The 19,442-nt window shown below is 72.3% G+C and carries 19 protein-coding genes; 9 read left to right on the top strand and 10 right to left on the bottom strand.

Annotation, left to right across the window (positions count from 1 at the left end):
• Window positions 1-34: 34 nt before the first annotated feature.
• The 6 genes from HOY81_RS09875 to tkt all read right to left on the bottom strand — a co-directional run bounded on the left by HOY81_RS09875 (window position 35) and on the right by tkt (window position 7,262).
• Window positions 35-466, bottom strand: a complete 432-nt coding sequence (locus HOY81_RS09875) for a DUF2267 domain-containing protein (protein ID WP_237319884.1) — start codon at window positions 464-466, stop codon at window positions 35-37.
• Between the two features lie 100 nt (window positions 467-566).
• On the bottom strand, window positions 567-1,355 hold the full coding sequence (gene pgl, locus HOY81_RS09870) for a 6-phosphogluconolactonase (protein WP_237319883.1): 789 nt from the start codon (window positions 1,353-1,355) through the stop codon (window positions 567-569).
• On the bottom strand, window positions 1,352-2,500 hold the full coding sequence (opcA, locus tag HOY81_RS09865; RefSeq protein WP_237319882.1) for a glucose-6-phosphate dehydrogenase assembly protein OpcA: 1,149 nt from the start codon (window positions 2,498-2,500) through the stop codon (window positions 1,352-1,354). The genes pgl and opcA overlap by 4 nt, the downstream gene beginning before the upstream one ends.
• Window positions 2,497-4,023, bottom strand: a complete 1,527-nt coding sequence (gene zwf / locus HOY81_RS09860) for a glucose-6-phosphate dehydrogenase (RefSeq protein WP_237319881.1) — start codon at window positions 4,021-4,023, stop codon at window positions 2,497-2,499. Before zwf ends, opcA begins: the two co-directional genes overlap by 4 nt.
• A gap of 6 nt (window positions 4,024-4,029) precedes the next feature.
• On the bottom strand, window positions 4,030-5,148 hold the full coding sequence (gene tal, locus HOY81_RS09855; RefSeq protein WP_237319880.1) for a transaldolase: 1,119 nt from the start codon (window positions 5,146-5,148) through the stop codon (window positions 4,030-4,032).
• A 38-nt stretch (window positions 5,149-5,186) separates the two neighbouring features.
• The gene (gene tkt / locus HOY81_RS09850; protein WP_237319879.1) at window positions 5,187-7,262 is read right to left on the bottom strand and encodes a transketolase; all 2,076 of its coding nucleotides are present in this window, start codon (window positions 7,260-7,262) and stop codon (window positions 5,187-5,189) included.
• Window positions 7,263-7,638: 376 nt separating this feature from the next.
• On the opposite strand from tkt, the gene HOY81_RS09845 reads away from it, so the two are divergent.
• Window positions 7,639-8,580, top strand: coding sequence for a heme o synthase (locus HOY81_RS09845; protein ID WP_237319878.1), 942 nt, complete (start codon window positions 7,639-7,641; stop codon window positions 8,578-8,580).
• 170 nt (window positions 8,581-8,750) lie between these two features.
• Here HOY81_RS09845 and HOY81_RS09840 read toward each other — a convergent pair whose 3' ends face one another.
• The 4 genes from HOY81_RS09840 to HOY81_RS09825 all read right to left on the bottom strand — a co-directional run bounded on the left by HOY81_RS09840 (window position 8,751) and on the right by HOY81_RS09825 (window position 12,360).
• Window positions 8,751-9,119, bottom strand: coding sequence for a hypothetical protein (locus tag HOY81_RS09840; protein ID WP_237319877.1), 369 nt, complete (start codon window positions 9,117-9,119; stop codon window positions 8,751-8,753).
• A 311-nt stretch (window positions 9,120-9,430) separates the two neighbouring features.
• On the bottom strand, window positions 9,431-10,429 hold the full coding sequence (locus tag HOY81_RS09835; RefSeq protein ID WP_237319876.1) for a heme A synthase: 999 nt from the start codon (window positions 10,427-10,429) through the stop codon (window positions 9,431-9,433).
• A 106-nt stretch (window positions 10,430-10,535) separates the two neighbouring features.
• A complete protein-coding gene (locus HOY81_RS09830) occupies window positions 10,536-11,339 on the bottom strand; it encodes an ABC transporter permease (protein ID WP_237319875.1) in 804 nt (267 codons plus the stop codon).
• 97 nt (window positions 11,340-11,436) lie between these two features.
• A complete protein-coding gene (locus HOY81_RS09825) occupies window positions 11,437-12,360 on the bottom strand; it encodes an ABC transporter ATP-binding protein (protein ID WP_237319874.1) in 924 nt (307 codons plus the stop codon).
• Between the two features lie 245 nt (window positions 12,361-12,605).
• Here HOY81_RS09825 and HOY81_RS09820 point away from each other — a divergent pair, with 245 nt between their 5' ends.
• The 8 genes from HOY81_RS09820 (at window position 12,606) to HOY81_RS09785 (ending at window position 19,309) form a co-directional block, all read left to right on the top strand.
• Window positions 12,606-13,421, top strand: coding sequence for a metalloregulator ArsR/SmtB family transcription factor (locus tag HOY81_RS09820; protein WP_237319914.1), 816 nt, complete (start codon window positions 12,606-12,608; stop codon window positions 13,419-13,421).
• Window positions 13,418-14,839, top strand: coding sequence for a Fe-S cluster assembly protein SufB (sufB, locus tag HOY81_RS09815; RefSeq protein WP_237319873.1), 1,422 nt, complete (start codon window positions 13,418-13,420; stop codon window positions 14,837-14,839). The genes HOY81_RS09820 and sufB overlap by 4 nt, the downstream gene beginning before the upstream one ends.
• Window positions 14,840-14,943: 104 nt before the next feature.
• A complete protein-coding gene (gene sufD / locus HOY81_RS09810) occupies window positions 14,944-16,125 on the top strand; it encodes a Fe-S cluster assembly protein SufD (protein ID WP_237319872.1) in 1,182 nt (393 codons plus the stop codon).
• A complete protein-coding gene (locus HOY81_RS09805; RefSeq protein ID WP_237319871.1) occupies window positions 16,122-16,463 on the top strand; it encodes a non-heme iron oxygenase ferredoxin subunit in 342 nt (113 codons plus the stop codon). Before sufD ends, HOY81_RS09805 begins: the two co-directional genes overlap by 4 nt.
• 7 nt (window positions 16,464-16,470) lie before the next feature.
• Entirely contained in the window at window positions 16,471-17,226 is a 756-nt protein-coding gene (sufC, locus tag HOY81_RS09800; RefSeq protein ID WP_237319870.1) for a Fe-S cluster assembly ATPase SufC, read from the top strand.
• A gap of 5 nt (window positions 17,227-17,231) precedes the next feature.
• Window positions 17,232-18,488, top strand: coding sequence for a cysteine desulfurase (locus HOY81_RS09795; RefSeq protein ID WP_237319913.1), 1,257 nt, complete (start codon window positions 17,232-17,234; stop codon window positions 18,486-18,488).
• Window positions 18,489-18,524: 36 nt separating this feature from the next.
• Window positions 18,525-18,983: a Fe-S cluster assembly sulfur transfer protein SufU gene (gene sufU / locus HOY81_RS09790; RefSeq protein ID WP_237319869.1), complete on the top strand. Its 459-nt coding sequence runs from the start codon at window positions 18,525-18,527 to the stop codon at window positions 18,981-18,983.
• Complete coding sequence (locus HOY81_RS09785; RefSeq protein ID WP_237319868.1) at window positions 18,980-19,309, top strand: metal-sulfur cluster assembly factor; 330 nt, start codon at window positions 18,980-18,982, stop codon at window positions 19,307-19,309. The genes sufU and HOY81_RS09785 overlap by 4 nt, the downstream gene beginning before the upstream one ends.
• Window positions 19,310-19,442: the final 133 nt, after the last annotated feature.

Below are 19,442 nucleotides of genomic sequence, written 5' to 3'. Positions count from 1 at the left end.
CGCGGACGGACCACCGCCGGCGGCCCCGGGCGGGTCACGGGTTCGTGCCCGAGGCGCGCTCGGTGGGCAGGAGTTCCCGGATGTCCGGGGGCAGCACCTCGGCGACCTTCTCCATCTCCTCCGGCGCCACGGCCGCGTCCAGCACCTCCAGCACGGCCGCGGTCTGGCGCAGGGCGGCGTCCTCGGAGACCCCGCTGCGCCAGGCGACCCGGCCGGCGAAGGCGGTCAGGTCGAAGCGTTCGCCGCTGCCGCTGCGCTCCGGTGGTGCGGCGGCGGGCTCGGCCGCGTCGGCTCCCAGGGGGCTGACGAGCTCCTCGGGGAGCTGCGCGGAGAGGTTCCGGGCGAGCCCGTCCGGGACCCGCTCCGTCAGGGTGCGCAGCACCGCTCGCGCCGCGTGTTCCGCCGCGCCCCGGTCCGGCAGCCCGGCCTGTGCCTGTACCTGTCCGATCAGTTCGTCGTACCGCACGGTGTGTGCCTCCCTTCGACCACGCCACGCGGGTACCCGCTCGCCCGCGATCACACCGGCAGGCCGTCGCGCGACCGCGGCGGCCTGCGGCGGACCGCGGTCAGGAGACCGCCGGGGGCGGGAGCAGGTCGCGGGGGAGGCGGGCGGCGGCGGAGCGGTCCAGCATCCAGAGGGTGCGGGAGCGGCCGTACGCGCCCGCGGCGGGGGCCTGGACCTCGCCGGGGCCGGAGAGCGCCAGCGCCACCGCCTCCGCCTTGTCCGGGCCCGCCGCCAGCAGCCACACCTCACGGGCGGCCCGGATGGCGGGCAGCGTCAGGGAGATCCGGGTCGGCGGGGGCTTGGGCGCGCCGTGCACGCCGACGACCGTGCGCTCCTCCTCCCGTACGCCCGGGTGTTCGGGGAAGAGCGAGGCCACGTGTGTGTCCGGGCCGACTCCGAGCAGCAGCACGTCGAACGCGGGTACCGGGCCGTGGTCCTCCGGGCCGGCCGCGGCGGCCAGCTCCCCGGCGTACGCCGCGGCCGCCGCGTCCGCGTCGTCGCCCCACCGGCCGCCGGCGGCGGGCATCACGTGCACGCGCTCCGGGTCCAGCGGCACGGAGGAGAGCAGGGCGCCGGTGGCCTGGGTGGCGTTGCGCTCCGGGTCGCCCTCGGGGAGGAAGCGCTCGTCGCCCCACCACAGGTCGATCCGTGACCAGTCGACGGAGGACCGGGCGGGGGACTCGGCGAGTGCCGCCAGCAGCGCGTTCCCGTTCCGTCCGCCGGTCAGCACCACGGAGGCGGAGCCGCGGGAGGTCTGTGCCTCGACGACCCGGGTGATCAGCCGGGCCGCCGCGGCACGCGCCATCTCCTGGGCGTCGGGGTGGACCGCGATCTGCGGGGTGTGTGTCATGTGCCGGCCGCCTCCGTGCCGCTCCGTTCCTCACCGCCGGCCACGGAAGCGTCCCGGCGGGTCTCCTGCTGCCCGGCCCGGCTTCCGGGCGCGGTACGCCCCGTCCGCTCTCCGGCCCCGGTGTGCCCGGCCGGTGCCCCGGCGTCCCGCCCGGCGGGGCCGCCTCCGTCCCCGGCCTCCGGCGTACCGGCCGCGGCCGCGTCCGCCGCCGCCCGGGTGGGGGCGCCGAGCCGGTGCACCCCGAACCGGACGGTGCGGGCGTACGCCTCGTCCGGGTCCAGCCGGCGCAGCTCCTCGGCGATCAGCTCGGCGGTGGAGCGCCGGTGCAGCGCGACATGCCGGTCCGGCTGTCCCGGGACCGCCAGTTCCGCCAGCGACCCGTGTGGCCGGTCCAGGCAGATCACGCCGTCCGCGGTCAGCAGCCGCACCGCGGTGATGCCGGGCCCCTCGGAGAGCACCCGCTCCACCGGGACCCGCAGCCGCTCGGCGAGCCAGACGGCGAGCAGCTCGGTCGACGGGTTGTACCCCTCGCCCTCGACGACCGCCGATTCGATCCGGGTGTGCTTCTGGTCCAGCGCGGCGGCGAGCACGCTCCGCCAGGGGGTGATGCGGGTCCAGGCGAGGTCGGTGTCGCCCGGCGCGTACGCCTCGGAGCGCAGCCGCAGCGTCGCGACCGGGTCCTCGGTGGCGGCGGCGTCGGTGATACGGCGCTGCGCCAGGGTGCCCAGCAGGTCCTCCGAGGGGCGGTCCGGCGCGTCCTCCGGCCACCAGACGACCACCGGCGCGTCCGGCAGCAGCAGCGGCAGCACCACGCTGTAGGAGTGGGCGGCCAGTTCGCCGTGCAGCCGGAGCAGCACCGTCTCCCCGGCGCCCGTCTCGCTGCCTGTGCGCACCTCGGCGTCCAGCCGGGCGGTGGCACGGTCCCGCGGCGAGCGGCCCGGCCTGCGGACCACCACCAGGATGCGGGAGGGGTGTTCCCGGGAGGCGTCTGCGGCCGCCCGCAGGGCGTCGTAGTGATTGCCCTCGTCGGTCACGATCACCAGGGTCAGCACCATGCCGGTGGCCGGGGAGCCGCTGGCGCGGCGGGCCTTGACCAGCGCGGCGTTGATCTGGCTGGAGGTGGTGTCGGTCAGGTCGATGTTCATGGGCGCCGCCAGCTCCGTCCCTCGCGTGCCAGCATCTCGTCCGCCGCGGCCGGTCCCCAGGTGCCCGCCGGGTACTGCTCGGGCCTGCCGTGCCGCGACCAGTGCTCCTCGATCGGGTCCAGGATCTCCCAGGACCGCTCGACCTCCTGGTGCCGCGGGAAGAGGTTGGCGTCGCCCAGCAGGACGTCGAGGATCAGCCGTTCGTACGCCTCCGGGCTGGACTCGGTGAACGACTCGCCGTATGCGAAGTCCATCGTCACGTCCCGGATCTCCATCTGGGTGCCCGGGACCTTCGAGCCGAACCGGATGGTCACGCCCTCGTCCGGCTGCACCCGGATGACCAGCGCGTTCTGGCCCAGTTCCGGGGTGTCGGTGGCGCCGAAGGGGGAGTGCGGGGCGCGCTGGAAGACGACCGCGATCTCCGTCACCCGGCGGCCGAGCCGCTTGCCGGTACGCAGGTAGAACGGGACCCCGGCCCAGCGCCGGTTGTCGATCTCCAGCCGGATCGCGGCGTAGGTGTCCGTCTTCGAGTTCGGGTCGATGCCCTCCTCGTCGAGGTAGCCGGGCACCTTGCGGCCGCCCTGCCAGCCGGCGCCGTACTGGCCGCGGACGGTGTGCCGGGAGAGGTCCGCGGGCAGCCGCACCGCGTTGAGGACCTTCAGCTTCTCGGTGACCAGCGCCTTGGCGTCGAAGGAGGTCGGCTCCTCCATGGCCGTCAGCGCCAGCAGCTGGAGCAGGTGGTTCTGTATGACGTCGCGGGCGGAGCCGATGCCGTCGTAGTAGCCCGCGCGGCCGCCGATGCCGATGTCCTCGGCCATGGTGATCTGCACGTGGTCGACGTAGCTGCGGTTCCACAGCGGTTCGAACATCGTGTTGGCGAAGCGCAGCGCCAGGATGTTCTGGACGGTCTCCTTGCCCAGGTAGTGGTCGATGCGGAAGACCTCGCTGGCGCGGAAGACGCCGTGCACCACCTGGTTGAGCTCCTGCGCGGAGGCGAGGTCGTGCCCGAAGGGCTTCTCGATGACGGCGCGCCGCCAGCTCTCGCCCTCGCCCTGGTGCAGCCCGTGCCGTTCGAGCTGGGAGACCACGGTGGGGAAGAACTTCGGGGGCACGGAGAGGTAGAAGGCGAAGTTGCCGCCCGTGCCGCGGGACTTGTCGAGCTCCTGGATGGTCGCCTTGAGGGTGGCGAAGGCCTCGTCGTCGTCGAAGACGCCCGGCACGAAGCGCATGCCCTCGGCGAGCTGGTGCCAGACCTCCTCGCGGAACGGCGTACGGGCGTGTTCCTTGACGGCGTCGTGCACGACCTGGGCGAAGTCCTCGTGCTCCCAGTCGCGGCGGGCGAAGCCGACGAGGGAGAAGCCGGGCGGCAGCAGGCCGCGGTTGGCCAGGTCGTAGACCGCGGGCATCAGCTTCTTGCGAGACAGGTCGCCCGTGACGCCGAAGATCACCAGGCCCGACGGCCCCGCGATGCGCGGGAGCCGTCGGTCCTGTGCGTCACGCAGCGGGTTCACCGCGCTGCTCACAGCCGGTTACGCCTCCTTCGGGGCGAGCCGCTCGAGTTCGGCCTGCGTGGAGTCCAGCAGGTCGTTCCAGGACTTCGCGAACTTCTCCACGCCCTCGTCCTCCAGGAGCTGGACGACCTCGTCGTAGGAGATGCCCAGCCGCCCGACCGCGTCGAGGTCGGCCCGGGCCTGCTCGTAGTGGTCGCGGACGGTGTCGCCGGTGATCTCGCCGTGGTCGTCGGTGGCCTCCAGGGTGGCCTCCGGCATGGTGTTCACCGTGTTCGGGGCGACCAGCTCGGTGACGTAGAGGGTGTCCGGGTAGGACGGGTCCTTCACGCCGGTGGAGGCCCACAGCGGGCGCTGCGCGTTGGCGCCCTTGGCCGCCAGCGCCTTCCAGCGGGCGCCGGCGAGGACCTGCTCGTACGCCTCGTAGGCGAGCCGGGCGTTGGCGATCGCGGCCTTGCCCTTGAGCTCCTTGGCCTCGGTGGTGCCCAGGGCCTCCAGCCGCTTGTCGATCTCGGTGTCGACCCGGGAGACGAAGAAGGAGGCCACCGAGTGGATCGCCGAGACGTCCAGGCCCTTGGCGTCGGCCTTCTCCAGCCCCGCCTGGTAGGCGTCCATCACCTCGCGGTAGCGCTCCAGCGAGAAGATCAGCGTGACGTTGACGCTGATGCCGCGCGCGACGGTCTCGGTGATGGCGGGCAGTCCGGCCCGGGTGGCCGGAATCTTGATCAGGGTGTTGGGCCGGTCCACCAGCCAGGCGAGCTGCTTGGCCTCGGCGACGGTGGCCGCGGTGTCGTGCGCCAGCCGCGGGTCCACCTCGATGGAGACCCGGCCGTCCCGGCCCCCGGTCGCCTCGTGGAGCGGGGCCAGGATGTCGCAGGCGTCCCGCACGTCCGCCGTGGTGATCATGCGTACGGCCTCCTCGACGGAGACCCGGCGGGCGGCCAGGTCGGCGACCTGCTCCTGGTAGCCGTCCCCGGCGGAGATGGCCTTCTGGAAGATCGTCGGATTGGTGGTGACCCCGACGACGTGCTGCTCGTCCAGCAGTTCGCCGAGCGCGCCCGAGGTGATCCGCTTCCGCGACAGGTCGTCCAGCCAGATCGCCACGCCTTCGTCGGTGAGGCGCTTGAGTGCGTCCGTCATGGGATGAAACTCCTAGTGCTCGTGTACGGGCGTCGTCCTCAGCGGGCGGCCGCTGCGAGGGACTCCTTCGCGGCCTGCAGGACCGCCTCGGCGGTGATGCCGTATTCCCGGTACAGGGTCTTGTAGTCGGCCGAGGCACCGAAGTGCTCCAGCGAGACCACGCGGCCCGCGTCCCCCACGTACGGGTACCACGTCAGCCCCACCCCGGCCTCGACTGCGACACGCGCCTTCACCTGCGGCGGCAGCACCGACTCGCGGTACTCCCGGTCCTGCTCCTCGAACCACTCGACGGACGGCATCGAGACCACCCGCGCCGGGACGCCCTGCGCCTGGAGCTGTTCGCGCGCCTCCACGGCGAGCTGCACCTCGGAACCGGTGGCGATCAGCAGCACCTGCGGGGTGCCGCCCTCGGCCTCGGCCAGTACGTAACCGCCCCGGGCCGCGTCCGGGTCGGCCTCGTAGGTCGGCACGTTCTGCCGGGTGAGGGCGAGGCCGTGCGGGGCCGGCTTGGTGGCGTGCCGGCGCAGGATCTCGGCCCAGGCGATCGCCGTCTCGTTGGCGTCCGCCGGCCGGACGACGTTCAGGCCCGGGATGGCTCGCAGCGACGCCAGGTGCTCCACCGGCTGGTGCGTCGGGCCGTCCTCGCCCAGTCCGATGGAGTCGTGCGTCCACACGTGCGTCACCGGCACGCCCATCAGGGCGGCCAGCCGCACGGCGTTCCGCATGTAGTCGGAGAAGGTGAGGAAGGTTCCGCCGTAGATGCGGGTGTTGCCGTGCAGCGCGATGCCGTTCATGGCCGCGGCCATGGCGTGCTCGCGGATGCCGAAGTGGATCGTCCGCCCGTACGGGTCGGCGCCCGGCAGCGGGTTGCCCGCGGGAAGGAAGGAGGACTCGGCGAACGAGGTGTTGTTCGAGCCGGCGAGGTCGGCGGAGCCGCCCCACAGCTCGGGGATCACCGGGCCCAGCGCCTTGAGCACCGCGCCGGACGCCTTGCGGGTGGCGACCTCGGTGCCCGGCTCGAAGGTCGGCAGCTTCTGCTCCCAGCCGTCCGGGAGTTCCCCGGCGCGGACGCGGTCGAACTCCGCCGCACGCTCCGCGTGGGCGGAACGCCAGGCGGCGAGCTGCTTGTCCCACTCGCCGTGCGCCTCGCGGCCCCGGTCCAGCGCCTTGCGGGTGTGGGCCAGCACCTCGGGGTCGACCTGGAAGGTCTGCTCGGGGTCGAAGCCGAGGACGCGCTTGGTGGCGGCGACCTCCTCCGCGCCCAGCGCGGCGCCGTGCGCGGCGCCGGTGTTCTGCGCGTTCGGCGCGGGCCAGGCGATGATCGAGCGGACCGCGATGAACGACGGGCGCTCGGTCTCGGCCTGTGCCGCCTTCATCGCCGCGTGCAGCGCGGCCGGGTCCAGGTCGCCGCTGGGCAGCGGGTCGACGGTCTGCACGTGCCAGCCGTAGGACTCGTAGCGGGCGACGGTGTCCTCGGAGATCGCGGCCTCGGTGTCGCCCTCGATGGAGATGTGGTTGTCGTCCCAGAGCAGCACCAGGTTGCCCAGCTTCTGGTGACCGGCGAGCGAGGAGGCCTCGGCGGAGATCCCCTCCTGGAGGCAGCCGTCACCGGCGAACGCCCAGACGGTGTGGTCGAACGGCGAGGTGCCGGCCGGTGCCTCCGGGTCGAACAGTCCTCGCTCGTAGCGCGCCGCCATCGCCATGCCCACGGCGTTCGCCACGCCCTGGCCCAGCGGGCCGGTGGTGGTCTCGACGCCCGGGGTGTGGCCGTACTCCGGGTGCCCGGGGGTGCGGCTGCCCCAGGTGCGGAAGGCCTTCAGGTCCTCGAGTTCCAGGCCGTAGCCCGCGAGGAAGAGCTGGATGTAGAGGGTCAGGCTGGAGTGGCCCACGGACAGCACGAAACGGTCGCGCCCGGTCCACCCGGCGTCCGCCGGGTCGTGCCGCATGATCTTCTGGAAGAGCACGTAGGCGGCGGGCGCCAGGCTCATGGCCGTGCCGGGATGGCCGTTGCCGACCTTCTGCACGGAGTCCATGGCCAGCACGCGGACGGTGTCGACGGCCCGCTGGTCCAGATCGGTCCACTGGAGGTCTGTGGTGGTCGGCTCGTTGCTCACCCTGCGTCAGGGCTCCTCTCCAACATGTCGAAGGCCGGTGACGGACGGTTTCCACCGGGCGGTCCCGAGCGTACCCCTGCTGGTACGGGCGCCCATTCGAGAGCTCACATAGTGAGTCACGTCGTACGTCACGTCGGGTCACCGCGGGACCCGGCGCCGGGCCGCTCACGGCAACCGAATCCGGACACGTGGTATTCCCCGCCTCCCGGAGTGCGCCGCCCGCCGGGTGCAGCGGTGCAGGCTGACACGGAGGACCCCCGCGACGGGCGGGGCACCGGTGCCGTCTAGAGTGGCGTGGTACGTGCGAGTCCTCCCCCGGCCCTGCCCGGCCGTGCCTGTCCGGACTCGCTGGTCGATGACGTGATCAGGGGTGTTCGTGACGGCCGTCGAATCCCGTCCCGCGGGGGTGCTCGACAACAGCACCGCGCACCGGCCGTTCGGTGCCCGGGTCAAGGCGTTCATCGCGCTCACCAAGCCGCGGATCATCGAACTCCTGCTGATCACCACGATCCCGGTGATGTTCCTGGCCGCGCAGGGCGTGCCCGACCTGTGGCTGGTGCTCTTCACCTGCGTCGGCGGCTATCTCTCGGCCGGCGGCGCCAACGCGCTCAACATGTACCTGGACCGGGACATCGACGCGCTGATGCACCGCACCGAGCAGCGCCCGCTCGTCACCGGCATGGTCTCGCCGCGCGAGGGCCTGGTGTTCGGGCTCACCCTCGCCGTGGTCTCCACGCTCTGGTTCGGGCTGCTGGTCAACTGGCTCTCCGCGGCGCTCTCGCTGGGCGCCCTGCTCTTCTACGTGGTCGGCTACACGATGCTGCTCAAGCGCCGGACCTCGCAGAACATCGTCTGGGGCGGCATCGCCGGCTGCATGCCCGTGCTCATCGGCTGGTCGGCCGTGACGAACGAGGTGGGCCTGGCCGCGATCGTTCTCTTCCTGGTCATCTTCTTCTGGACGCCGCCGCACTACTGGCCGCTCTCCATGAAGGTGCGGGAGGACTACGCGCGGGTGGGCGTCCCGATGCTCCCGGTCATCGCGGCCAACACCGTGGTCGCGCGGCAGATCGTCGCCTACAGCTGGGTGATGGTCGGCGTCTCGCTCACCCTCTGGCCGCTGGGCTACGTCGGCTGGTTCTACCCGCTGGTCGCGGTGGTGGCCGGCGGCTGGTGGCTCCGGGAGGCGCACGCGCTGCAGTCCCGGGCCAAGGCCGGGGTCACCGGGGCGAAGCTCAAGGAGATGCGCCTCTTCCACTGGTCGATCAGCTATGTCTCGCTGCTCTTCGTGGCCGTCGCCGTGGACCCGTTCCTCCGCTGAGCCGCCCCGCGGCGCGGGCGCTCCACCGGTGGGCGTACGACCGGCCGCACGGAAGACCGGCAGCACGCACGGGCCCCGGACGTTCGCCGTCCGGGGCCTGTCGTCCGTGGGGCTCTCCCACCTCACCGTGCGGGCGGGCCGCGTACGGCCCACCCCCAGCGTGACGCGGCTCAGTCGTTGGACGGGCCGCCCACCTGGATGCCCGCCATCCGCGACCACTCGTAGGGCCCGGTGCGCACCTTTGCGGCCAGCTCGCCGTCGAAGGCGTCGTGCACCGTGATCCCGGCGCGGGCCGTCGCCTGCTCGGCGAGACCGCGGGACGGCGCCACCAGGTCGCCCCAGGTGCCGTCCTCGGCGACCAGAACGATCCGGGCGCCCCGCTGGCCCAGGTAGGAGATCTGCCCCTCGGCCGCACCGCCGTGCGCGGCGGCGAACGCGTTGATCTGCTTGGCGAGCCGGGCCACCCGGCGTGCGTCCCGGCCGGTGGCGGACGCGGCCGCGTCGGCCGTGGTCCCGTCGGCGTGCTGTGTCTCTGCCATGACTGGATGCTACCCGCGGGTATGCCGGAAGGCGAGAGCGGTCCCGGCCCGTAGCTGCGGTGAGACCCCGCACACCCGCGCGCGAGACCGCGGGGCTGGTGCGGCCGGCGCTCCGTGACGGCGGCAGCCGGGAGCTTTCGTGACGGCTGGACCCGGGAGCTGCCGCGGCGGGCCTGGCAGCCCGGTCCGGGGCGCGGCCCGTGCACCACCCCGCACGGGGGCGCGAGAACGGTGGCCCGGCGACGGGGTCGCCCGGTGCGTGCTGTGGGCGTGCGGACGCCGCCCGGGGCGCGCGGGCGGTACCCCGGCCGCTACCGGCCGGACACCGCCAGCGGCTGCTCCTCCGCGCTTGCGGGTGCCGGAACCGGGGCCGTGGGCGGCAGCCCCCGCTCCCGCAGCGACAGCAGCAGCCGCAGCACCGCGATCCACACCAGGACCGAGCCCAGCAGATGCAACCCCACCAGTACCTCCGGCAGCTCGGTGAGGTACTGCACGTAGCCGAGGGCGCCCTGGGCCAGCAGCACCAGGAGGAGCTCCCGGGCGCGGGCCCGCGGGCCGGGGGGTGCGTCGAAGACCCGCAGCACCAGCCACACCGCCACGGTCAGCACCACCACGGCCCAGGCCAGCTCGGCGTGGAGCTGGGCGACCGTCCGCCACTCCACGGGCATCCGCGGCACATCGCTGCTGTCGCCCGCGTGCGGCCCGGAGCCGGTGACCACCGTGCCCGCCACGAGCAGCGCCACGGTCACCACCGTCAGCGCCCCCGCCAGCCGCTTGACCGGCCGGCCGACCAGCGGCCGGGGCGGTCCGTCGCCCTCCCGGGCCCGCAGCCAGGTCACCGTCGTCACCGTCACCAGGCCGGTGGCCAGCAGGAAGTGTGCGGCGACGGTGTACGGGTTCAGCTCGGTCAGCACCGTGACGCCGCCCAGCACGGCGTTGCCCATCACCAGCCAGAACTGGGACCAGGCCAGCCGGCGCAGCCCGCGGCGGACCGGCTTGGCGGCGCGAGCCGCGACGATCGCCCAGCCCACGGCGGCGCACAGCACATAGGTCAGCATCCGGTTGCCGAACTCGATGTAGCCGTGCAGTCCCATCTCGGGGGTCGCCGTCAGGCTGTCGGAGCTGCACTTGGGCCAGGTCTCGCAGCCCAGCCCGGAGCCCGTCAGCCGCACCGCGCCGCCGGTCACCACGATGAGCACGCTCATCACCACGGCGGACAGGGTGGCGCGCTGGAGGGTGCGCCGGCCGGGCGTCCAGCGCGCGGCGACGTACGCGAGGGGGTTGCGCAGCAGGGGGAGGATGTTCGGCACGGACCCATGGTAGGCCGGGCCTTGTGCGTGCCTTCACAAGGGGGCGCCGGAAGGGCCCGGGCACGGGTGCCCGCCGCCTGACGTGCTGCGTGGAGGCGCCGGCGGCTCACTCCCAGCGGAAGAAGCGGGCGGCGGCGCCCAGCCCCAGCACGGCCCAGACGGCCAGCACGCCGAGGTCGCCCCACGGAAGCCCGGCGCCGTCCTGGAGCACCGCGCGCAGCCCGTCGGAGAGGGCCGCGACGGGCAGCAGCTCCAGTACGGCGCGCACCCCGTCCGGGAACCGCTCCAGCGGCACCACCACCCCGCCGCCGATCAGCAGCAGGACGAAGGCGAGGTTGGCGGCGGCCAGCGTGGCCTCCGCGCGCAGCGTGCCCGCCATCAGCAGCCCCAGCCCGGAGAACGCGGCCGTGCCGGCCAGCAGCAGGAGCAGCACGGAGAACGGGTCGCCCTGCGGCGACCAGCCCAGCGCGAAGGCGAGCGTGGTGAGCAGAGCCACCTGCAACGCCTCGATCACCAGCACCGCGCAGGTCTTGCCGGCCAGCAGGCCGCGGCGGGGCAGCGGCGAGGCGCCGAGCCGTTTGAGCACGCCGTAGCGCCGCTCGAAGCCGGTGGAGATCGCCTGCCCGGTGAAGGCGGTGGAGAGCACCGCCAGCGCCAGCACCCCGGGTGTCAGGAAGTCCACCCGGCGGCCCGCACCGGTGTCCACGATGTCCACGGCGCTGAACAGCACCAGGAGCAGCGCCGGGATGATCACGGTGAGCAGGAGCTGCTCGCCGTGGCGCAGCAGCAGCCGGGTCTCCAGCGCGGCCTGCGCGGCGATCATGCGCGGCAGCGGGGCCGCGCCGGGGCGCGGGGCGAACGTCCCCGGGGTGCCCGCGGCGTCCCGGGCCCCGGTGGTCGGTTCGGTCATGCGCGCAGCTCCTTGCCGGTCAGCTTGCCGGTCGGCTCCGGGCCGTCGTCCTCCGGGGGGCGGCTCCCGTACCCCCGGACGGCCGGGTGCGGGCGGGTCATCGCAGCTCCTTGCCGGTCAGCTCCAGGAAGACGTCCTCCAGGGTGCGCCGCTCCACCGTGATGCGGTCGGGCAGCACGCCGTTCTGCGCGCACCAGGAGGTGACGGTGGCGAGGAGCTGCGGGTCGACGGTGCCGGTGACCCGGTAGCCGCCCGGGGTCAGCTCCGCGGCCGCGGTCTCCGGGGGCAGGGCCTTCAGCAGCGAGGAGAGGTCCAGCCCGGGCCGCCCGGTGAAGCGCAGGCTGTTCTCCGCGCCGCCGCGGCACAGCTCCTCCGGGGTCCCCTCGGCGATCACCCGCCCGCGGTCCACCACGGCGACGGCGTCGGCCAGCTCCTCGGCCTCCTCCATGTGGTGGGTGGTGAGCACCACGGTCACGCCGTCCGCGCGCAGCTCCCGCACCAGGGCCCAGGTGGCGCGCCGGGCCTGCGGGTCGAGGCCGGCCGTCGGCTCGTCCAGGAAGACCAGTTCGGGCCGGCCCACCACGGCCATCGCCAGCGCGAGCCGCTGCCGCTGGCCGCCGGAGAGCCGCCGGTAGGGCGTCCGTCCGCAGCCGTCCAGGCCGAGCCGGGCGGCCAGCGCCGGCACGTCCAGCGGGTGCGCGTGCAGGGCGGCGACGTGCCGCAGCATCTCCTCGGCGCGGGTGGTCGGGTAGACGCCGCCGCTCTGCAGCATGACGCCGATCCGGGGACGCAGTGCGGCCGAACGGGTGACGGGGTCGAGGCCGAGCACGCGAACGGTGCCGGCGTCGGGGCGGCGGAAGCCCTCACAGATCTCCACGGTGGTGCTCTTACCTGCTCCGTTGGGCCCCAGGACGGCGGTGACGGAGCCCGCGGCGACGGTGAGGTCGAGCCCGTCCACCGCGGTCTTGCTGCCGTACCGCTTCACGAGTCCCGCGATCTCGACAGCCGGTGCGCTCTGCATACCGGGAAGTCTAGGGAGCCCAGGTCAGGGATTGTTTCCGGGGGGTCTGCGGAGGTCCGTGCGGGTCTGCCCGGGTTCGTCGGGCAGGGCAGGTAAGGCTGGCCTTACGTGATGCATGCCATTCGGCCTGGTCAGGGTGGCGCTTGCCCGGTTCCGCGGAATTACGCAACAATGACGTTGTGAAAAAGAAGGGCGAGACTCCGCAGGCACGCACGACGGCCGGTACGGCCGTCGGCGGCGCTTCGGTGCCTCCTGCCCTGGACGAGCAGCACGGCACGCGGAACAAGGTGGCCCGGTCCATCCTCGACCACGGCCCCTCCACCGCCGCGGAGCTGGCGCTGCGCCTCGAGCTCACCCAGGCGGCGGTCCGCCGCCACCTGGACCACCTGGTCTCCGAGGGGGTCGTGGAGCCCCGCGACAAGCGCGTGTACGGCGCGCGGGGCCGTGGCCGCCCGGCCAAGGTCTTCGCGCTGACCGACTGCGGCCGGGACGCCTTCGACCAGGCGTATGACGAGCTGGCGGTGGACGCCCTGCGCTGGATCGCCCGGTCGGCGGGCGGCGGCGAGCAGGGCGAGGCCGCCGTCGCGGCCTTCGCCCGGGCCCGGGTGGCCGCGCAGGCGGAGCGCTACCGCGCGTCCGTGGAGGAGGCGCCGCCGGAGGAACGCACCCGCGCGCTGGCGCGCGCGCTCTCCGAGGACGGGTACGCTGCGACGGCACGCAGTGCGCCCGCCGCGGGCGGTGCTCCCGGGCAGAGCGCCGGCGGAGAGCAGCTCTGTCAGCACCACTGCCCGGTGGTGCACGCCGCCGAGCAGTTCCCGCAGCTCTGCGAGGCGGAGACGGAGGTCTTCTCCCGCCTGCTCGGCACCCATGTGCAGCGGCTGGCCACCATCGCGCACGGCGACGGCGTGTGTACGACCTTCGTGCCGCAGGCGCCGCAGCCGCCGGCCGCGCCCGAGACCGCCCGTACGACCACCCTCAGCGACAGCCCCGAAGCCCCGACAGCCCACACAAGCGAAGCCACCGCAGCATCTGCGAACACGGCCGGGAGGAACCCCGCATGACGCTCCCCACGGAGACTGCCCACCCCGAGCTGGAGGGTCTGGGCCGGTACGAGTACGGCTGGGCCGACTCCGACGCGGCCGGCGCCGCCGCCAAGCGCGGCCTCAGCGAGGAAGTCGTCCGCGACATCTCGGACAAGAAGAACGAGCCGGCGTGGATGCTGAAGCAGCGCCTGAAGGGCCTCAAGCTCTTCGAGAAGAAGCCCATGCCGAACTGGGGCTCGGACCTGAGCGGCATCGACTTCGACAACATCAAGTACTTCGTGCGGTCCACCGAGAAGCAGGCCCAGACCTGGGAGGACCTGCCGGAGGACATCAAGAACACCTACGACAAGCTGGGCATCCCGGAGGCGGAGAAGCAGCGGCTGGTCGCCGGTGTCGCGGCGCAGTACGAGTCCGAGGTCGTCTACCACCAGATCCGTGAGGACCTGGAGAGCCAGGGCGTCCTCTTCCTGGACACCGACACCGCGCTGCGCGAGCACCCGGAGATCTTCCAGGAGCACTTCGGCACGGTGATCCCCGCCGGTGACAACAAGTTCGCCGCGCTGAACACCGCCGTGTGGTCCGGCGGCTCCTTCATCTACGTGCCGCCGGGCGTGCACGTGGACATCCCGCTCCAGGCCTACTTCCGGATCAACACCGAGAACATGGGCCAGTTCGAGCGGACCCTGATCATCGTCGACGAGAACGCCTACGTGCACTACGTCGAGGGCTGCACCGCGCCGATCTACAACTCGGACTCGCTGCACTCCGCCGTGGTCGAGATCATCGTCAAGAAGGGCGGCCGCTGCCGCTACACGACCATCCAGAACTGGTCCAACAACGTCTACAACCTGGTCACCAAGCGTGCCGTGGCCTACGAGGGCGCGACCATGGAGTGGGTCGACGGCAACCTCGGCTCCAAGGTCACCATGAAGTACCCGGCGGTCTACCTCATGGGCGAGCACGCCAAGGGCGAGACGCTGTCGGTCGCCTTCGCGGGCGAGGGCCAGCACCAGGACGCCGGCGCCAAGATGGTGCACATGGCGCCCCGGACCTCCTCCAACATCGTCTCCAAGTCGGTGGCCCGTTCCGGCGGCCGCACCTCCTACCGCGGCCTGATCGAGATCGGCGAGGGCGCCGAGGGCTCCAAGTCCAACGTCCTCTGCGACGCCCTGCTGGTCGACACGATCTCCCGGTCGGACACCTACCCGTACGTCGACGTCCGCGAGGACGACGTGACGATGGGCCACGAGGCGACGGTGTCCAAGGTCAGCGACGACCAGCTGTTCTACCTGATGAGCCGGGGCCTCTCCGAGGACGAGGCGATGGCGATGATCGTGCGCGGCTTCGTGGAGCCGATCGCGAAGGAGCTCCCGATGGAGTACGCGCTCGAGCTGAACCGGCTGATCGAGCTGCAGATGGAGGGCGCGGTCGGCTGACGCCGCCCGCCGCCTGTACCCGGTGACCAGGCGAGCGTGCCCCCGGACCCCGCTGCCCGGGGGCACGCGGCCACAGACTAAGGAAAGCGAGCACGACGACAGCCATGGCTGAGGCTCAGAACATCCCGGTCGGTTCGAACACCACCGGATCGATCGCGGTGGCCGCCGAGTCCACCGTCGCCACCAGGATGAGCGCGCCGCCGTCCTACGACGTGGCGGACTTCCCGGTGCCGCACGGCCGTGAGGAGGAGTGGCGGTTCACGCCGCTGGAGCGGTTGCGCGGGCTGCACGACGGCACCGCCGAGGCGTCGGGCTCGCTGAAGGCCGAGATCTCCGCGCCCGACGCCGTGACGGTGGAGACCGTCGCCCGTGACGACGCGCGGGTGGGCCGCGCCGGCACGCCGGTCGACCGCGTCGCGGCCCAGGCGTTCAGCTCCTTCGAGAAGGCCACCGTCGTCTCGGTGCCCAAGGAGGCCGTGCTGGACGAGCCCATCCGGGTGGGCCTGCACGGCGAGGGCGGCGTGACCTACGGGCACACCGTCTTCGAGCTCGGGGCGTTCGCCGAGGCGGTCGTGGTGATCGACCACACCGGCGACGGCGTCCGCGCCGCCAACGTGGAGTACGTCCTCGGCGACGGCGCGAAGCTCACCGTCGTCTCCGTCCAGGACTGGGACGACACCGCGGTGCACTGCTCCCAGCACAACGCCCTGGTGGGCCGGGACGCCTCCTTCAAGTCCGTGGTCGTCACCTTCGGCGGCGACCTGGTGCGGCTCTACCCCCAGGTCCGCTACGCCGGCCCGGGCGGTGAGGCCGAGCTCTACGGGCTCTACTTCACCGACGACGGCCAGCACCAGGAGCACCGGCTCTTCGTCGACCACGACAGCCCGAACTGCCGGAGCAACGTCGCCTACAAGGGCGCGCTGCAGGGCGAGGAGGCGCACGCCGTGTGGATCGGCGACGTGCTGATCCGCAAGGACGCCGAGGGCACCGACACCTACGAGCTCAACCGCAACCTGGTGCTCACCGACGGCGCGCGCGTCGACTCGGTCCCCAACCTCGAGATCGAGACCGGCGAGATCGTCGGCGCCGGGCACGCCTCGGCCACCGGGCGCTTCGACGACGAGCAGCTCTTCTACCTGATGGCCCGCGGCATCCCGGAGTACGAGGCCCGGCGCCTGGTGGTGCGCGGCTTCTTCGCCGAGCTGGTGCAGCAGATCGGCCTCCCCGACCTGGAGCAGCGCCTCATCGCCAAGATCGAGGCCGAGCTGGAGGCGTCGGTCGCATGACTGCCGCCGAGAGCTTCGTACGCGTCGCCACGCTGGGCGAGCTGGAGGAGGACACCCCCAAGCGGGTGGAGATCGACAGCACCCCGGTGTCGCTCGTCCGTACGGAGGGAGAGGTGTTCGCGATCTACGACATCTGCTCGCACGCGAACGTCTCGCTCTCCGAGGGCGAGGTCGAGGACTGCCAGATCGAGTGCTGGCTGCACGGCTCCAGCTTCGACCTGCGCACCGGCAAACCCTCGGGCCTGCCCGCCACCCGACCCGTCCCCGTATACCCCGTCAAGATCGAAGGAGACGGCCCCGACGCGGCTGTGCTCGTCTCCGTCACCCAGGAGTCCTGAGTTCCCCATGGCAACGCTTGAGATCAACGACCTGCACGTCTCCGTCGAGACCGACAACGGTACGAACGAGATCCTGCGCGGCGTCGACCTGACCGTGAAGCAGGGCGAGACGCACGCGATCATGGGTCCGAACGGCTCCGGGAAGTCCACCCTGGCCTACTCGCTCGCCGGTCACCCGAAGTACCAGATCACCGGCGGTTCGGTGAAGCTCGACGGCGAGGACGTCCTGGAGATGTCCGTCGACGAGCGCGCCCGGGCCGGCCTCTTCCTCGCCATGCAGTACCCGGTCGAGGTCCCCGGCGTCTCCGTCTCCAACTTCCTGCGCACCTCCGCCACCGCCATCCGGGGCGAGGCGCCGAAGCTGCGCACCTGGGTGAAGGAGGTCAAGGAGGCCATGGAGCGCCTCCAGATCGACCCGGCCTTCGCCGAGCGGAACGTCAACGAGGGCTTCTCCGGCGGTGAGAAGAAGCGCCACGAGATCCTCCAGCTCGAGCTGCTCAAGCCGCGGATCGCGGTGCTGGACGAGACCGACTCCGGGCTGGACGTCGACGCGCTGCGCGTCGTCTCCGAGGGCGTGAACCGCGTCCGCGAGTCGGGCGAGGTCGGCACCATGCTGATCACCCACTACACGCGCATCCTGCGCTACGTCACCCCCGACCACGTGCACGTCTTCGCCAAGGGCCGGATCGCCGAGTCCGGCGGTCCCGAGCTGGCGGACAAGCTGGAGGCCGAGGGCTACGAGGCGTACGTGAAGGGGGCATGAGGCACGTGACACAGCTCCCGGGGCTCCTCGACACCGAGGCGATCCGCAAGGACTTCCCGATCCTGGACCGCACGGTCCACGACGGGCAGAAGGTCGTGTACCTGGACAACGCGGCCACCTCGCAGAAGCCGCGCCAGGTGCTCGACGCGATGGCCGACTACAACGAGCGGCACAACGCCAACGTGCACCGCGGCGTCCATGTGCTCGCCGAGGAGGCCACGGCGCTCTACGAGGGCGCGCGGGACAAGGTCGCGGCCTTTGTCAACGCCCCGAGCCGGGACGAGGTCGTCTTCACCAAGAACGCCTCCGAGTCGCTGAACCTCGTGGCCAACATGCTGGGCTGGGCCGACGAGCCCTACCGCGTGGAGCACGACACCGAGATCGTCATCACGGAGATGGAACACCACTCCAACATCGTGCCGTGGCAGCTGCTGGCGCAGCGCACCGGCGCGAAGCTGAAGTGGTTCGGGCTGACCGACGAGGGCCGGCTCGACCTCTCCCGCATCGACGAGATCATCACCGAGAAGACCAAGGTCGTCTCCTTCGTGCTGGTCTCCAACATCCTGGGCACCTTCAACCCGGTCGAGGAGATCGTCCGGCGTGCCCAGGAGGTCGGGGCTCTGGTGGTGGTGGACGCCTCGCAGGCGGCGCCGCACATGCCGCTGGACGTGCAGGCGCTCCAGGCGGACTTCGTGGCCTTCACCGGCCACAAGATGTGCGGCCCGACCGGCATCGGCGTGCTCTGGGGCCGGCAGGGGCTGCTGGACGACCTGCCGCCCTTCCTCGGCGGCGGGGAGATGATCGAGACGGTCTCGATGCACTCCTCCACCTACGCCCCGGCGCCGCACAAGTTCGAGGCGGGGACGCCCCCGATCGCGCAGGCGGTCGGGCTGGGCGCGGCCGTGGACTACCTCTCCGCGATAGGCATGGAGAAGGTGCAGGCGCACGAGCACGCGCTCACCGAGTACGCGGTGGAGCGGCTGCGTCAGGTCTCCGGCCTGCGGATCATCGGCCCGGTCACGGCGGAGGAGCGCGGCGCCGCGATCTCCTTCACGCTCGGTGACATCCACCCGCACGACGTGGGTCAGGTACTGGACGAGCAGGGTATCGCCGTCCGGGTCGGCCACCACTGCGCGCGACCCGTCTGCCTGCGCTACGGAATTCCTGCGACGACGCGAGCGTCGTTCTATCTGTACTCCACGCCGGCCGAGGTCGACGCCCTGGTGGACGGCCTGGAGCACGTACGGAATTTCTTCGGTTAGCCGAGCGGCGGCAGAGGCCGGGACAGGGACTGACTAGTGAAGCTCGACTCCATGTACCAGGACGTGATCCTGGATCACTACAAGCACCCCCACGGGCGTGGCCTGCGCGAGGGCGACGCCGAGGTGCACCACGTCAATCCGACGTGTGGTGACGAGATCACCCTCCGGGTGCGGTACGACGGGGAGACCATCGCCGACGTGTCGTACGAGGGCCAGGGCTGCTCCATCAGCCAGGCCAGCGCCTCCGTGCTGAACGAGCTGCTGGTCGGCAAGGAGCTGGCCGAGGCCCGCCGCATCCAGGAGACCTTCCTGGAGCTGATGCAGTCCAAGGGCCAGCTCGAGCCGGACGACGCCATGGAGGCGGTGCTGGAGGACGCGGTCGCGTTCGCCGGGGTCTCCAAGTACCCGGCGCGCGTCAAGTGTGCTCTGCTGAGCTGGATGGCATGGAAGGACGCCACCGCCCAGGTGCTGGGCGACCCGAAGGAGAAGGCATGACCGAGACCACCACCAAGCCGGCGAGCGAGGACGAGGTCCGGGAGGCGCTGTACGACGTGGTCGACCCCGAGCTGGGCATCGACGTCGTCAACCTCGGGCTCATCTACGGCATCCACATCGACGACTCCAACGTCGCCACCCTGGACATGACGCTCACCTCGGCGGCCTGCCCGCTGACCGACGTCATCGAGGACCAGGCCAAGGCGGCGACCGAGGGCATCGTCAACGAGCTGAAGATCAACTGGGTCTGGATGCCCCCGTGGGGCCCGGACAAGATCACCGACGACGGGCGGGAGCAGCTCCGCGCCCTGGGCTTCAACGTCTGAGGCCCGCTCGCTCCGCCACGGCGAGGCCCGCCGGCTCCGGCCGGCGGGCCTCGCCGTTTCCGTGTCTCCGCACCCGGGGGCCGGGGGTCCTCGCCACCCGCCGCGCTGTGTACGGGCGTACGCATCGTTGTGT

Source organism: Streptomyces sp. JJ36, assembly GCF_021696945.1.
Lineage (GTDB): Bacteria > Actinomycetota > Actinomycetes > Streptomycetales > Streptomycetaceae > Streptomyces.
The sequence above is the reverse complement of the archived record's forward strand: the minus strand, read 5'-3'. Positions and strand labels throughout refer to the sequence as shown.